This is a genomic window from Citrobacter sp. wls717, assembly GCF_005280955.1.
Classification (GTDB): domain Bacteria; phylum Pseudomonadota; class Gammaproteobacteria; order Enterobacterales; family Enterobacteriaceae; genus Citrobacter; species Citrobacter werkmanii.
The window spans coordinates 42,168-57,864 of record NZ_SZWW01000014.1 but is presented as its reverse complement, the minus strand read 5'-3'; the positions used below and the strand labels follow the sequence as shown (position 1 = coordinate 57,864).

Genomic DNA, 15,697 nt, shown 5'->3' with positions numbered 1-15,697 from the left:
GCATTCTTCCGTGAAATACGCCTGTATGCAATGGGAAACGTGAAAGAATACAGTCTCTTTTTGTCATTAGTCTGTGATTTGTTCTGCAAGTTTGGCGATACGCTTTGCCATCCCTCTGAAAATGAACAGATGAGCCGGGATCATCAACAACCAGTAGAAGAGACCGGGCATGCCGTGCGGATGCCACCAGGCGCGTACATCAATGCGCCGATGATCGCCTTTATCTTCCAGTGTAAAGCTTAAACGGCCTAATCCCGGCGCTTTCATGCCAAACAGCAGTGTGAGCTGTTTTTCTGGCTCAACGATGATCACTTTCCAGCTATCCACGGCATCGCCAACCTGCAACAACGGGTTTTCCGGGCGGCCTTTTGCCAGCTTATGGCCGACCAGCAGGTCCAGCGCGGCGCGCGTCTTCCACAAAAAATTGCCAAAGAAATAGCCTTCTTTCCCGCCGAGTCGGTTCACCACTTGCCACAGCGCTTTCAGACTGGCGGAGGTGTCGACGCTAAAGCCAGCCTGTTTGGCAAAATAGCCATATTCGGGACGCCAGCGGGCGAATGCCTGAGCGTCATACCCCCAGTCGCTGGAGTTAACCAGCTTCTCTTCTTCTTTCAGCGTGCTGCGCACTGCGTCATCAAAGGCGATCAGCTTTTGCGGGATCAGCGCGCGTAGCTCAGCGTCATCGGCCAGCAGGTCATGCTTTAAGCCTTGTATCAGCGCCTTTGCCGTAGTGGGCGGTACCGACGTAATAACATTCAAAAACCACACCGAAATCCAACTGGTCGGAAACGGGATAGGGATCAACAAGCGGTGTTTGCCGCTGACGGCCATGAAATGCTCGAACTGTTCCTGATAGCTTAATATCTGTGGCCCTGCGGCTTCGAGTACGCGGTGATGGCTTGTGGGATGGTCCAACAGCGCCACCAGATAGTACATCAAATTTTCCAGCGCGATGGGCGTGGTACGCGAACGTACCCAGCGCGGAGGCGTAAGTACCGGCAGGTTGTAGACCATATCGCGCATCACTTCAAAAGCGGCGGAACCCGCCCCGACGATAATGCCTGCCCGTAATTCGGTCATCGGCACGCCTGCTTCGCGCAGGATGTCTGCGGTTATCTGCCGCGCACGCAGATGATCGGATTGTTCATGTCGCGGAGCCTGTAATGAGCTCAGGAAAATAAGCTGTTTGACGGGGATGCTACGTAGCGCATCACGCACGTTCATCGCGACCTGGCGCTCATGAGCGATAAAATCACCGCCTTCACCCATGCCATGGACCAGGTAATAAACCGTATCAACATCCGTCAGCAGCGGCGTCAGGTTATCAGGCCAGGTTAAGTCGACTTTGTGGCAACTGACGTTGGCCAGTTGCAGTTTTTCCAGCCGTTCAATCCGGCGTGCCGCAGCCAGTACCTGGTGCCCTTGCTGACTGAGCGCCTGTACCAGATGCTGACCAATGTAGCCACTGGCGCCAAGAACCAAAATCCGTTGCGGCACGCCTATCTCCTTAGCGAGTTAAAAAAGCGCGCCAGTGGGCGGCGACTTCAGCAAGTTGTTCACGCGATACGTCCAGATGCATCACCAGGCGTACAATCGGGGAGGCGTTAATCAGTACCCCTTGCGCCTTCATGTACTCGCCCAGCGCAGCAGCGTGTTCTTCGCCAACGCGGACAAACAGCATATTGGTATCGTGACGCATGACATCTGCGCCTGCTTCGCGCAGTTGTTCCGCCATCCAGGCCGCGTTGTCATGGTCTTCCTGTAAACGCGCCACGTTATTTTTCAACGCATACAGTCCGGCCGCCGCCAGAATCCCGGCCTGACGCATTCCGCCTCCGGTCATTTTACGCCAGCGGATGGCGCGTTTAATGTAGTCGTGACTACCGACCAGCAGTGAGCCTACCGGCGTTCCCAGACCTTTGGAGAGACAAATGGTGAACGAGTCGCAGTATTGCGCGATCTCTTTCAGCTCACAACCGTAAGCGACGACGGCGTTAAAAATACGCGCGCCATCAACGTGCAGGGCCAGATTGCGCTCACGAGTGAATTCCCAGGCATCTTTCAGATACTCGCGTGGCAGCACTTTGCCGTTGTGGGTGTTTTCCAGACTAAGCAGGCGTGTGCGGGCAAAATGGATATCGTCCGCTTTGATTTTTGCCGCCACTTTGTCCAGCGGTAAAGTGCCATCCGGCGCGGCGTCGATAGGCTGCGGCTGAATGCTGCCGAGCACCGCTGCGCCGCCCGCTTCGTAGAGATAGTTATGTGCGCCCTGGCCTGCGATATACTCTTCACCACGCTGGCAGTGGCTGAGCAGTGCAACCAGGTTCGCCTGAGTGCCGGTAGGTAAGAAAATAGCGGCTTCTTTGCCAGAAAGCTCTGCAGCGTATTGCTGGAGAGCGTTAACGGTAGGATCATCTCCGTATACGTCGTCCCCGACCGGGGCGGCCATCATCTCTTCCAGCATGGCGCGACTCGGCCGGGTTACGGTATCACTGCGTAAGTCAATCACGGGCATTCCTTTTTTAGTGAGGTAATGCCCTCTGTTTTACCTGAGCCAGTTCGTTTTCGCCAGTTCCATCACTTCATCACCGCGTCCGCTGATGATTGCGCGCAACATATACAGGCTAAAACCTTTTGCTTGTTCGAGTTTGATCTGCGGCGGGATGGCTAACTCTTCTTTCGCCACCACCACGTCGACCAGCACCGGACCGTCAATCGACATCGCCCTTTGCAGCGCTTCATCGACCTCTGAGGATTTCTCCACACGAATGCCCGTAATGCCGCAGGCTTCGGCAATCCGCGCGAAGTTGGTGTCGTGTAGCTCCGTGCCGTCGGTCAGATAACCGCCAGCCTTCATCTCCATCGCCACAAATCCCAGTACGCTGTTGTTGAAGACGATAATCTTCACCGGCAGCTTCATCTGGACAACCGACAGAAAATCTCCCATCAGCATGCTAAAACCGCCGTCACCGCACATGGCGATGACCTGGCGTCCCGGTTCGGTCGCTTGGGCGCCGAGCGCCTGTGGCATAGCGTTCGCCATCGACCCGTGGTTAAACGACCCGAGCAGGCGGCGTTTGCCGTTCATTTTCAGATAGCGTGCCGCCCAAACCGTCGGGGTACCAACATCGCAGGTAAAGATCGCGTCGTCAGCGGCAAAATGGCTGATCTGCTGCGCCAGATACTGCGGATGAATGGCTTTATCGCTCGGTTTGGCTAAATCATCCAGACCCTTGCGTGCCTCACGATAGTGCTCCAGCGCTTTGTCCAAAAACTTCCGCTCGGTTTTTTCCTCCACCAGCGGCAGCAGGGCGCGGAGAGTGGATTTAATATCGCCCACCAGCGCCATATCAACTTTACTGTGCGCGCCGATGCTCGCCGGATTGATATCAATCTGAATAATTTTGGCGTCGGTGGGGTAGAACGGGCGATAGGGGAACTGGGTGCCGAGCAGGATCAGCGTGTCGGCATTCATCATGGTGTGGAATCCGGATGAAAAGCCAATCAGCCCGGTCATACCGACGTCATACGGGTTATCGTATTCGACGTGTTCTTTACCCCGCAGGGCATGAACAATCGGCGCTTTGATTTTTGCCGCAAACTCAACCAGTTCTTGATGCGCACCGGCACAGCCGCTGCCGCACATCAGGGCGATATTGCTGGAATAACGCAGCAGTTGCGCCAGTTTTCTGAGTTCTTCTTCAGCCGGGGTGACCACCGGCAACGGTGCATGATACCAGTGCGTGCTGGCGCTTTCCGGCGCGGGCTTCAGCGCGACGTCGCCGGGTAATACCACGACTGAGACGCCACGATTTAATACGGCTTTACGCATGGCAATGGCGAGTACCTGTGGGATCTGTTCAGGGCTGGAAACCAGCTCGCAATAGTGGCTACATTCGCGGAACAACTCTTGCGGGTGGGTCTCCTGAAAATAACCGCTGCCGATCTCACTGGAAGGGATATGTGCGGCAATCGCCAGGACCGGAACATGGTTGCGGTGGCAATCAAACAGCCCATTGATCAGGTGCAGGTTCCCTGGTCCACATGAACCGGCACAGACGGCCAGTTCGCCGGTTAGCTGCGCCTCTGCGCCAGCGGCGAAGGCGGCAACTTCTTCATGACGGGTCGGCATCCAGTCAATCGTTCCCATACGATTAAGACTGTCACTAAGACCATTTAATGAGTCGCCCGTCACGCCCCAAATGCGTTTAACGCCAGCTTGTTCGAGGGTTTTAGCAATAAAAGCGGCAACCGTTTGTTTCATGGTTTTCCATCTCCTTTAATGTGATACCGGTTACAAGTTTAGATGAAGATGATAGTTATGCTTCTCATTTCCCCCTTATTTTCGGCAGCTTACATTTCGAGCAGATAACGCGTAGTTTGATATCTGGCATGGTGAAACAAGGAATGAATTCAAATGGTTACTAAACTATTAAATGCAGTTAACCGAACGCTGACTCATGAAGACTTTGGCAAGTTTCTGTTACGCATCGCCGTTGGTGGACTGATGCTGTTTCATGGCTTACATAAATTGTTCTCCGGTATTGATGGCATCAGCGGCATGCTGATAGCGAAAGGTTTTCCGGGCTTTATTGCTTACGGCGTTCTGTTGGGGGAGGTCGTTGCGCCTTGCCTGATTATTCTGGGGATCCTGACCCGTCCGGCGGCGTTGGGGCTGGCGTTTACGATGGTGGTGGCGTGGCTGATGGTCGGGATGGGCGAAACCTGGTCACTGGACAAAACCGGCGCATGGGCGATTGAGAGTCTGGTGTACTTCTTGCTCGGCGCGCTGGCTGTCGCGTTTTTAGGGGCGGGGCGTTTCTCGGTGGCAGGAAATTCGGCCTGGCGGTAAAAAAAGGCCGGATATGGCGTAAACGCATTATCCGGCCTGGAGCAGCTACGAAGGAGTATTTTACAGATTAAGCGAGTACTAAATCGCTCTGCGGATGACAGGAGCAGGCCAGTACATAGCCTGCGGCTATTTCTGCATCCGTCAGCGTCATGGTGCTGCTGACCGTGTAGTTACCGTCAACCACTTTGGTTTTGCAGCAGCCGCAAACGCCCGCACGACATGCGGCAACGACCGGTACTTTATTGCTTTCCAGCGCGTCCAGCAGCGTACTGCCCACCGGCGCGTAAAACTCTTTCGCCGGTTGCAACTTGGTGAACTTCAGACCGCTGGTGGCGGCCTCGGCAACTGGCGTGAAGAACTGCTCTTTAAAGAAGCGCGTCACGCCCAGTGCTTTGACTTCTTTCTCGACCAGATCCATATACGGCGCCGGGCCGCAGGTCATCACGGTACGAGAGACCAGATCCGGCACGCTTTTCAGCAGATCGGTCGTCAGTCGGCCAGAAACAAAACCGTGGGTGGCATTGTTTTCAGCGACTAGCGTCACCGGATAGTCACGCCATTCGTCGGCAAAAATAACATCTTGCGGTGAACGAACGTTAAAGATCACCTGCACATCGGCCTGTGGGCGGTACTTTGCCAACCAGCGACGCATTGACATGATTGGCGTCACGCCGCAACCGGCAGCCAGCATCAGGAACTTATCTTCCGCCTTATCTTCACAGGTAAATTCACCCATGGCATCGGACAGCCAGATATAGTCGCCGCGCTTCACGTCACGGGTCAGCCACTGTGAACCTGCGCCATCGTCAATCCGGCGAACGGTCAGCGTAATGTACTCGCTTACTCCCGGGGTAGATGAAATGGTGTAAGCACGCAGCGTCTGGGCTGAGTTACGTACGCTGACCAGTGCATACTGCCCGGCGCGGTACGGATAATAGTCGTGGCACAGCAACGAAATCGTCCATACATCCGGCGTTTCCTGATGGATGTGATGCACCTGCATCCGCCATGGGCACTGATGAGTTGGCATTGTCATTCTTTACTCCTTACGCGCTCAGCAACTGCTTCATGTCTTCTTCAACGGTGGTGACGGAACGCAGACCGAATTTCTCGTTGAGCACAGCCAGCAGATCCGGCGTGAAGAAGCCAGGCGCTGTTGGGCCAGTGACGATGTTTTTCACACCCAGCGACAGCAGGGTCAGCAGAATCACAATCGCTTTCTGTTCAAACCAGGAGAGCACCAGAGACAGCGGCAGGTCGTTGACGCCGCAGCCCAGTTTCTCCGCCAGAGTGACCGCCAGGATGATGGCAGAGTAAGCATCGTTACACTGACCGGCATCGACCAGACGCGGCAGGCCTTCGATATCGCCGAACTCCAGTTTGTTGAAACGGTATTTACCGCACGCCAGGGTCAGGATCAGGCAATCGTCCGGGACACTGGTGGCGAAGTCGGTGAAGTAGTTACGTTCGCCGCGCGCGCCGTCGCAGCCGCCGACCAGGAAGATATGACGCAGTTTTTCACGGCTGACCAGGTCGATCAGCGTATCAGCAGCGCCCAGCAGCGTCTGACGACCGAAACCTACGGTTATCAGGTGCGGGATTTCGCTGTACGGGAAGCCTGCCATCTGTTGTGCCTGAGCGATGACCGGACCGAAGTTGTCGCCTTCGAGGTGGCTCACACCCGGCCAGCCGACGATGCTACGGGTCCAGATACGGTCGTCGTACGCGCCCACGGTTGGGTCGATGATGCAGTTAGAGGTCATCACGATTGGGCCAGGGAAGCGAGCGAACTCAACCTGCTGGTTCTGCCAGCCGCTGCCATAGTTACCAATCAGATGTTTGAACTTGCGCAGTTCCGGGTAGCCGTGTGCCGGCAGCATTTCGCCGTGGGTATAGACGTTAACGCCGGTACCTTCGGTCTGCTCCAGCAGGTTGTAGAGATCTTTCAGGTCGTGACCGGAGATCAGGATGCATTTACCAACGGTGGCTTTAACATTGACCTGAGTCGGCGTCGGGTGACCGTATTTAGTGGTTTCACCGGCGTCCAGGATGCTCATCACTTTGAAGTTCATCTGGCCGATTTCCATAGAACACTCCAGCAGAGCGTTCATATCGGCAGGCCAGGTACCCAGCCACGCCATAATTTTGTGGTACTGGGCGTAGATGTCGTTGTCGTACTGGCCGAGAACGTGCGCGTGTTCCATATAGGCCGCGGCACCTTTCAGACCGTACAGGCACAGCAGGCGCAGGCCGAGAATGTTCTCGCCGATGGCCGCTTTGTCTTTGTTCGGGGTAAATTCCGCCGCCTGACGTTGCAGGTCGCCCAGATCGTCGCTGACCAGTTGCAGGTCGGCCATCGGGTTGTCGACCGCTGCGTTCGCATCGATGTTCAGACATTGCGCTTTCAGCGCGTCGCGCATGGCAATCGCTTCACGGGCATAGCCAACAATACGCGGGGAGTCGAAGTTAACGTTGGTCAGCGTGGAGAAGAACGCGCGCGGTGCGAAGTTATCAACGTCATGGTCGATGATGCCGTATTCACGCGCTTTAACAGCCCATGCAGACAGACCTTGTAGGGAAGCAATCAGCAGATCCTGCAAATCGGAGGTTTCAGCCGTTTTACCGCACATACCCTGCGCGTAAGAGCAGCCGTTCCCTGCCGGAGTACGGATGGTTTGTTCACATTGCACACAAAACATGGTCACACCTTTTAAAGTTATATTTAATATACATGTTTAAGGTTATGCCTGTGCGCGCAGGGATAAAAGGGATTTCTGCTACAACTTGCAAGGAGATTGATTTAGCGCAATTTTGGCGGTAGCTGACTACCGCCAGAGAGGTATTTGTTTGAGGGTCAGGCGGAGAAAAATGCCATTAACAGAGGGACTAACAGACTCAGGATAAAACCGTGCACGATGGCTGCCGGAACCATTTCCAGTCCACCGCTGCGTTGTAAAACCGGCAGGGTGAAATCCATCGATGTGGCCCCGCATAGCCCCAACGCGGTAGAGCGACTGCGGCCCACCATGCCGGGAATCAACATAATGGCAATCAGTTCTCGCGCCAGGTCATTAAAGAAGGCGGCACTGCCAATCACCGGCCCGAACGATTCGGTTAACAGAATACCGGACAGCGAATACCAGCCAAAACCTGACGCCATCGCCATCGCGGTTTTGACCGGCAGGCCGAGGATAAACGCATTGATAACCCCCGCCAGCATCGAACTGGCGACGACGACGACGGCAACAATCATGCCCCGGCGATTCAGCACGATTTGCTTGAGGGTCATGCCGCTGTTGCGAAGCTGAATCCCCACCAGGAACAGTAAAAAGATTAACGTATATTCGCTGGCTTCGGTGGCGTGCTGCAAAAAGGAAAGACCGGTGAGACCCAGCAGGAAGCCCACCACGACAACCCCGCAAAGCTGGAGCGACTCAAACGCCATCGCGATCCGCGACGGTAGTTTCTCTTGCTGATGGTTATGCCGCCAGGGCAGTGAACGCTCCAGCCAGAACAGCGCGGCGATATTACACAGCAAAATGACCGTCACGCTGACAGCAGAATAATGAAGTATGGCTAACAGGTTGCTGGCGAGATTATCCAGAAACGCCAGGCTGATGCCCATAAAAAAGAGAATAAGGTAGACGATCCAGCTCAACAGGCGATTGATGAGTTTTAGTGCGCCCATGTGCCGAAGTGGAATAAGGTAGCCCACAATAAGGGGAACCAGAATGATTAACAGCCCTGAAAACATGAAAACCCGATCCTTGCTGAGATGTAAGACGAAATGCGCAAGCACACACTACTCAATGCAAAGAGGGGAGTAAAGTTGCAAATAAAAGGAAATATAGTGAGGAAAAAAAGGCCTGACTTTCGCCAGGCCTTTTTGTTATCGATTAATCGCGTTTTTCCAGCAGAGTGCGGTAAATAAGACCGCCGAGAACCCCACCGATAATTGGCATGACCCAGAAGAACCACAATTGTTGCAATGCCCAGCCGCCCTGGAAAATGGCAACTGCGGTACTACGTGCCGGGTTTACGGAGGTATTAGTGACTGGAATGCTGATCAAGTGGATCAGTGTTAACGCCAGACCGATTGCAATAGGGGCAAAACCTGCCGGAGCATGTTTGTCGGTCGCGCCGTGGATCACTAATAAGAAACCAGCGGTCAGAATAATTTCAATTACAACAGCAGAAAGCATGGAATAACCGCCAGGTGAATGCTCACCAAAGCCGTTCGAAGCAAAACCGCTGGCGGTTGCATCAAAACCTGCTTTACCGCTGGCAATTAGATACAGAGCCGCAGCTGCAACAATACCGCCCACAACCTGCGCAATAACATATCCAATAACGTCTTTCGCCGGGAAGCGACCGCCAGCCCATAAACCGAAGGTTACTGCCGGGTTAAAATGTCCACCTGAAATATGGCCCACGGCAAAGGCCATAGTTAATACGGTCAGACCAAATGCCAATGCGACACCGGTGAATCCAATTCCCAATTCCGGGAATGCTGCGGCCAGTACTGCGCTACCGCACCCACCAAAGACGAGCCAAAACGTACCGAAGAATTCGGCTGCTAATTTCCTGAACATAACCACCTCAATTAAAAGTTCCGGGTTCGTATTCCTTGCCCGGTAATTCATCGCTTAAAGGGACGATGATGAAAGAGCGGGTATTTTAGAAAAAAACATCATCCCTTCGCCAGTTAAATTGATGAAAAAATTTGATTTAAGGCAATATGTCGTGATTCCTTTTTGAATATTGGATGAATGAAGCATAGTTCAATTAGCTAAAAATGATGATTGAGCTCAGAAATTATAATCACAGGAAAACATAAGAAGAATATTCTTAATTTTTTTGATTTCTGCGATTAACCTCCTGATGATATCGGGTGCCCTGAGCGCTCGGTTAACGTTATACTCCTGATAACTTGAAGGAAAAAGTTAGCATTTCCGGAGGCTATATGATTCTCGAACGAGTTGAGATTGTTGGATTTCGTGGTATTAACCGCCTGTCGTTGATGCTTGAGCAGAGTAACGTGCTGATTGGGGAGAACGCGTGGGGGAAGTCCAGTCTGCTGGATGCCTTAACCTTGCTGCTGTCGCCGGAATCTGATTTGTACCACTTTGACCGCGATGATTTTTGGTTCCCGCCGGGGGATATACAGGGCCGGGAACATCATTTGCACATTATCCTGACCTTTCGTGAATCTCAGCCGGGTCGTCATCGGGTTCGTCGCTACCGTCCTCTGGAAGCCTGCTGGACGCCGTGCCACGATAGCTATCACCGTATATTCTATCGTCTGGAGGGCGAGTGCGCGGATGATGGGAGCGTCCTGACGCTACGTAGTTTTCTTGATAGTGATGGTCATCCGCTAAATCTCGACGACATTAACGATCTGGCGCGGCATCTCGTGCGTCTGATGCCTGTGTTGCGTCTGCGCGACGCGCGTTTTATGCGGCGCATTCGTAACGGTACGGTGCCGGATTCGGCGGATGTTGAAGTGACCGCTCGCCAGCTGGATTTTCTGGCGCGTGAACTGGCTACCCGACCACAAAACCTGACCGATGGGCAGATTCGTCAGGGGCTGTCGGCTATGGTGCAGCTATTAGAGCACTATTTTTCTGAGCAGGGTTCTGGTCAGTCCCGCTATCGCCTGATGCGCCGCCGCTCCAATAACGAGCAACGTAGCTGGCGCTATCTGGATATCATTAACCGCATGATTGATAAACCTGGCGGACGAACGCATCGGGTTATCCTGTTGGGACTGTTCTCGACGCTGTTGCAGGCCAAAGGCACGTTAAGGCTGGATAAAGATGCCCGGCCTTTATTGCTGATAGAAGACCCGGAAACGCGTTTACATCCCATCATGTTGTCGGTTGCCTGGCACCTGCTGAATCTACTTCCTCTCCAGCGGGTGGCGACCACCAACTCCGGTGAGTTGCTGTCTCTCACGCCGGTGGAACATGTTGTCCGTCTGGTGCGTGAGTCATCCCGCGTCGCCGCCTGGCGACTGGGGCCGGGTGGGATCAGCGCGGAGGACGGTCGGCGTATTGCTTTCCATATTCGTTTCAATCGCGCATCTTCACTGTTTGCCCGCTGCTGGCTGCTGGTGGAAGGCGAAACGGAAACCTGGGTCATTAACGAGCTGGCCCGCCAGTGCGGACACCACTTTGATGCGGAAGGCATTAAAGTCATCGAATTTGCTCAGTCAGGCCTTAAACCACTGGTTAAGTTTGCCCGCCGGATGGGAATTGAATGGCACGTGCTGGTCGATGGCGATGAAGCGGGGAAAAAGTATGCCGCCACGGTGCGCGGTTTATTGAATAACGACAGAGAGGAGGAGCGCGATCATTTAACCATGCTCCCCGCGCTGGATATGGAACACTTTATGTATCGTCAGGGGTTCGCCGATGTCTTTCATCGCGTCGCGCAGATCCCGGAAAACGTGCCAATGAATATGCGCAAAATTATCTCCAAGGCGATTCATCGTTCGTCAAAACCGGATCTGGCGATCGAGGTGGCGATGGAAGCAGGGCGACGAGGTGTAGACGCCGTTCCCACTTTGTTGCGGAAAATGTTTTCCCGCGTGCTGTGGCTGGCACGCGGCAGAGCGGATTAGTGGCGAAACATCGACGACAGCTGCGCGTGGATGCTGTCCAGTAGCTGATAGCGACGGCGGTATTCTGCGCGTTTTTTACTGGCAATCTCCGCTTCGCTTTTTCGTGCCAGCGCACGCGGAATATGATAGTACCCGCGGCTGTCGCACTCGCCGCCAAGCGACGCCCAAAATGCGTTGTAGTCGGAAAGAATCACTTTGTTTTTATCGTTGTAACGCGGACTGCGAAAGATATGCTGCTCGTTACTGACAGCCATTACCTTTTCGATATTCAATTGTTCCGCTAAACGACAAATGGCTTCCATAACAAGGCGTTTGGGGAATATTCCGTGGCAGGATTTGGTCGCTTTTTGTGTTGCTTCGTGCGGAAGTTGTGAATTGCCCTGCATGCCGCCGATAAATAATGTACTTTTCCCATTATATTCGCAGAACGTAAATGTCATTTTAGTCAGTTCGTCACCATCGCCATTTCGCACCAGAATGGTACTTTCACCCTCTTTATCCAGTACCGGAAACATCATCATGGTCACGGTAAATATCTCGTTATCTTTACCTGCAATTTGCGCCAACTGTAAGCCGTCTTGACTTAATAAAGCGTTAAATTCACCAGGTAAAAATGCATGGCGGATAACATGATAATGAAAACGCACCGCATCTAATCGCATTCTGGGATCAAAGTTGGCGGCAAGGTAAGGACGATGCAGACGAACGGGCAGTCGGGGTTGACGGGCGAGCAGGTCTTCAAGCTCCGGCCACTGCGCCAGTTCAGTCATCCATTCCTGGGTAAGGCGAGGTATCAGCAATGAACGCCAGATAAACTTACGCCGAAAGCTCCGTTTATCCCAACACTGTGCAGGCCGTAATTGACCGCGGCTCAGGCTGTAAAAAAGACCCAGGCTGGTGATGGGTTTGCTGGAAAGAAAAGCGCTTTCAGTTAGTTGACTCATAATATAAATCCGATTGATACCCTGGCATTAATTTCAGCACAGCGGATCTTAACCATTCATCAATAACTCTGTTATTCTTGCGCTTTTCAACGGCTATTTATTTAACGTTGACGTTTAACACTCCACTCTGATGGACGTATTGGGGGAAATTGGGACATTTATGAAGCTCAAGGGAAAAATCAAAAAACGCTATTTTATCTTCGCCATCATCCTTATTGTGGCGATAATTGCACTATGGCGAACGCTTAATGCGCCTTTACCTCAGTATCAAACGTTAATTGTTCGTCCAGGCGATCTTCAGCAAAGCGTACTGGCAACCGGGAAACTGGATGCGCTGCGAAAAGTTGACGTCGGGGCGCAGGTCAGTGGGCAGTTAAAAACGCTGTCGGTCGCGATTGGCGATAAAGTAAAAAAAGATCAACTGCTTGGCGTTATCGATCCTGAACAGGCGCAAAACCAGATCAAAGAGGTTGAAGCGACGCTGATGGAATTACGCGCCCAGCGTTTACAGGCTGAAGCCGAGTGGAAGCTGGCGCGGGTGACGCTTTCCCGTCAGCAACAGTTGGCGAAAACCCAGGCGGTTTCACAACAGGATCTCGATACCGCGGCTACCGAGATGGCGGTCAAACAGGCGCAAATCGGCACCATTGATGCGCAGATTAAGCGTAATCAAGCCTCTCTTGATACAGCAAAGACCAACCTTGATTACACCCGCATTGTGGCGCCGATGGCGGGTGAGGTTACGCAAATAACCACCCTGCAAGGACAAACCGTTATTGCCGCCCAGCAGGCGCCTAACATTCTGACGTTAGCAGACATGAGTACCATGCTGGTGAAAGCGCAGGTTTCCGAGGCGGATGTTATTCACCTGCATCCCGGACAAAAAGCCTGGTTCACCGTCCTGGGCGATCCGCAGACGCGCTACGAAGGTACGCTGAAAGATGTCCTGCCGACGCCGGAAAAAGTGAATGATGCGATTTTCTACTATGCCCGCTTTGAAGTGCCTAACCCGAAAGGGATCCTGCGTCTGGATATGACCGCACAGGTCCATATTCAGCTCACGGATGTCAAAAATGTCCTGACCATCCCGCTGTCGGCGCTGGGCGATCCTATTGGCAATAATCGCTATAACGTCAGGCTGCTGCGTAACGGCGAAACCCGCGAGCGTGAGGTGGTGATCGGCGCGCGCAATGACACCGATGTGGAGATTGTGAAGGGGCTGGAAGAGGGAGATGAAGTCATTACCGGCGAGGGCAATCCAGGAGCGGCGAAATGACGGCATTGCTTGAGCTGAGCAATATCCGCCGCAGTTACCCGTCAGGCGAAGGACAGGTCGAGGTGTTAAAGGACGTTTCCTTGAGCATTCAGGCCGGTGAAATGGTGGCGATTGTCGGCGCGTCTGGTTCGGGTAAATCGACGCTGATGAACATTCTCGGCTGTCTCGATAAACCTACCAGCGGCACGTATCGGGTGGCCGGGCGCGATGTCTCCACTCTCGATAGTGATGCGTTAGCGCAGCTGCGACGCGAGCATTTCGGTTTTATCTTCCAGCGTTATCATTTGCTGTCGCATTTGAGCGCCGCGCAAAATGTTGAGGTGCCAGCGGTCTATGCCGGGACTGAACGTAAGCAACGTCTGGCTCGTGCGCAGGAATTACTCCAGCGGCTGGGGCTGGGCGACAGGGTTGATTATCAGCCTTCCCAGCTTTCCGGTGGTCAGCAGCAGCGGGTCAGTATTGCGCGTGCGTTGATGAACGGTGGGCAGGTGATCCTGGCCGACGAACCCACCGGCGCGTTGGATAGCCATTCTGGCGAAGAGGTGATGGCGATTTTGCATCAACTTCGCGATCGCGGCCATACGGTGATTATCGTTACGCACGACAGCCAGGTCGCGGCGCAGGCCGAGCGCGTCATTGAAATTCGCGACGGAGAGATTGTACGCAATCCGCCGCCGCACAAATCTTCTGGCGGACGCGAAATCTCCGAATCAACAGTGAAAACAGTATCCGGCTGGAGTCAGTTTATCAGCGGTTTTCGCGAAGCGCTCACCATGGCCTGGCTGGCTATGGCTGCGAATAAGATGCGTACGCTGCTGACCATGCTAGGGATTATCATCGGTATTGCTTCGGTGGTTTCAATTGTGGTGGTGGGGGATGCGGCAAAACAGCTGGTGCTGGCAGACATTCGCGCTATCGGTACCAATACCATTGATATCTATCCAGGCAAAGATTTCGGCGATGACGATCCGCAGTATCAACAGGCGCTGAAATATGACGATTTAACCGCGCTGCAGAAACAGCCCTGGGTAAGTTCGGTGACGCCTGCGGTGTCGAAGAACCTGCGGTTACGCTACGGTAATATTGACGTGGCAGCCAGTGCGAACGGCGTTAGCGGCGACTATTTCAATGTCTATGGCATGACGTTTAGCGAAGGCACCACCTTTAACGCTGAGCAACTGGCTGGCCGGGCGCAGGTGGTGGTGCTTGACAGTAATACCCGACGTCAGTTGTTCCCCAACAAAGCGAAGGTGGTGGGCGAGGTCATTTTGGTGGGAAATATGCCTGCTACGGTGATTGGTGTTGCAGAGGAGAAACAGTCGATGTTCGGCAGTAGTAAGATCCTGCGGGTCTGGCTGCCTTACAGCACCATGTCCGGGCGAATTATGGGGCAATCGTGGCTGAACTCAATCACCGTGCGAGTGAAGGACGGTTTTGATAGCGCTCAGGCTGAGCAGCAACTTACCCGTCTGTTGTCGTTACGCCATGGGAAGAAAGATTTCTTTACCTGGAATATGGACGGCGTCTTGAAAACCGCCGAAAAGACCACACGTACATTACAACTCTTCCTGACGCTGGTGGCGGTCATTTCGCTGGTGGTAGGTGGAATCGGCGTGATGAATATTATGCTGGTTTCGGTAACCGAACGAACGCGCGAGATTGGCATTCGTATGGCGGTTGGCGCGCGCGCCAGTGATGTGCTGCAACAGTTCCTCATTGAAGCGGTGCTGGTATGTCTGGTTGGCGGCGCGTTGGGCATCACGTTGTCGATGCTGATCGCCTTTACGCTACAGTTATTCCTGCCCGGCTGGGAAATTGGCTTCTCACCCGTTGCGCTGCTCACGGCATTCCTGTGCTCAACCGCTACCGGAATTTTGTTTGGCTGGTTACCGGCGCGTAATGCGGCGCGGCTTGATCCGGTAGATGCGTTGGCGCGGGAATAATGTTACAGAGATAAAAATGCCAGCCGCAAAGGCTGGCATTTTGACTGCGGGATGTACACA

At 53.6% G+C, this 15,697-nt stretch carries 12 protein-coding genes; 4 read left to right on the top strand and 8 right to left on the bottom strand.

Annotated elements, in window-relative coordinates; translation table 11 throughout:
• Window positions 1–66: 66 nt before the first annotated feature.
• Genes FDX09_RS09690 through poxB form a run of 3 tightly spaced genes read right to left on the bottom strand, consistent with a single transcriptional unit; the run spans window position 67 to window position 4,264 of the window.
• Complete coding sequence (locus tag FDX09_RS09690) at window positions 67–1,497, bottom strand: SDR family oxidoreductase (protein WP_121529269.1); 1,431 nt, start codon at window positions 1,495–1,497, stop codon at window positions 67–69.
• Window positions 1,498–1,507: 10 nt separating this feature from the next.
• Window positions 1,508–2,509 (bottom strand): low-specificity L-threonine aldolase, encoded by a 1,002-nt coding sequence (gene ltaE / locus FDX09_RS09685; RefSeq protein ID WP_085047903.1) that lies wholly within the window; start codon window positions 2,507–2,509, stop codon window positions 1,508–1,510.
• A 36-nt stretch (window positions 2,510–2,545) separates the two neighbouring features.
• The gene (poxB, locus tag FDX09_RS09680; protein WP_137347124.1) at window positions 2,546–4,264 is read right to left on the bottom strand and encodes a ubiquinone-dependent pyruvate dehydrogenase; all 1,719 of its coding nucleotides are present in this window, start codon (window positions 4,262–4,264) and stop codon (window positions 2,546–2,548) included.
• A gap of 153 nt (window positions 4,265–4,417) precedes the next feature.
• Between poxB and FDX09_RS09675 the strand changes: the two genes are divergently transcribed.
• The gene (locus FDX09_RS09675) at window positions 4,418–4,852 is read left to right on the top strand and encodes a DoxX family protein (RefSeq protein ID WP_069323473.1); all 435 of its coding nucleotides are present in this window, start codon (window positions 4,418–4,420) and stop codon (window positions 4,850–4,852) included.
• 67 nt (window positions 4,853–4,919) lie between these two features.
• On the opposite strand, the gene hcr is transcribed toward FDX09_RS09675, so the two are convergent.
• From hcr to aqpZ, 4 genes are all read right to left on the bottom strand, one after another.
• Entirely contained in the window at window positions 4,920–5,888 is a 969-nt protein-coding gene (hcr, locus tag FDX09_RS09670; RefSeq protein ID WP_137347123.1) for an NADH oxidoreductase, read from the bottom strand.
• Between the two features lie 10 nt (window positions 5,889–5,898).
• On the bottom strand, window positions 5,899–7,551 hold the full coding sequence (hcp, locus tag FDX09_RS09665; protein WP_137347122.1) for a hydroxylamine reductase: 1,653 nt from the start codon (window positions 7,549–7,551) through the stop codon (window positions 5,899–5,901).
• A 155-nt stretch (window positions 7,552–7,706) separates the two neighbouring features.
• Window positions 7,707–8,606, bottom strand: a complete 900-nt coding sequence (locus FDX09_RS09660; RefSeq protein WP_038641854.1) for a lysine exporter LysO family protein — start codon at window positions 8,604–8,606, stop codon at window positions 7,707–7,709.
• Between the two features lie 142 nt (window positions 8,607–8,748).
• Window positions 8,749–9,444 (bottom strand): aquaporin Z, encoded by a 696-nt coding sequence (gene aqpZ, locus FDX09_RS09655; RefSeq protein ID WP_137347121.1) that lies wholly within the window; start codon window positions 9,442–9,444, stop codon window positions 8,749–8,751.
• Window positions 9,445–9,815: 371 nt separating this feature from the next.
• Here aqpZ and FDX09_RS09650 point away from each other — a divergent pair, with 371 nt between their 5' ends.
• Window positions 9,816–11,474 carry an ATP-dependent endonuclease gene (locus tag FDX09_RS09650; RefSeq protein WP_137347120.1) on the top strand — a complete coding sequence of 553 codons (1,659 nt, stop codon included), beginning with the start codon at window positions 9,816–9,818 and terminating at the stop codon, window positions 11,472–11,474.
• Here the strand turns inward: FDX09_RS09650 and FDX09_RS09645 are convergent.
• Window positions 11,471–12,418, bottom strand: coding sequence for a VirK/YbjX family protein (locus FDX09_RS09645; protein ID WP_137347119.1), 948 nt, complete (start codon window positions 12,416–12,418; stop codon window positions 11,471–11,473). The two genes, FDX09_RS09650 and FDX09_RS09645, sit on opposite strands and share 4 nt — an antisense overlap.
• Before the next feature lie 160 nt (window positions 12,419–12,578).
• Here FDX09_RS09645 and macA point away from each other — a divergent pair, with 160 nt between their 5' ends.
• Both macA and macB read left to right on the top strand, forming a co-directional pair.
• Entirely contained in the window at window positions 12,579–13,694 is a 1,116-nt protein-coding gene (gene macA / locus FDX09_RS09640) for a macrolide transporter subunit MacA (protein WP_038641845.1), read from the top strand.
• Window positions 13,691–15,637: a macrolide ABC transporter ATP-binding protein/permease MacB gene (macB, locus tag FDX09_RS09635; protein ID WP_085047909.1), complete on the top strand. Its 1,947-nt coding sequence runs from the start codon at window positions 13,691–13,693 to the stop codon at window positions 15,635–15,637. Before macA ends, macB begins: the two co-directional genes overlap by 4 nt.
• Window positions 15,638–15,697 lie beyond the last annotated feature (60 nt).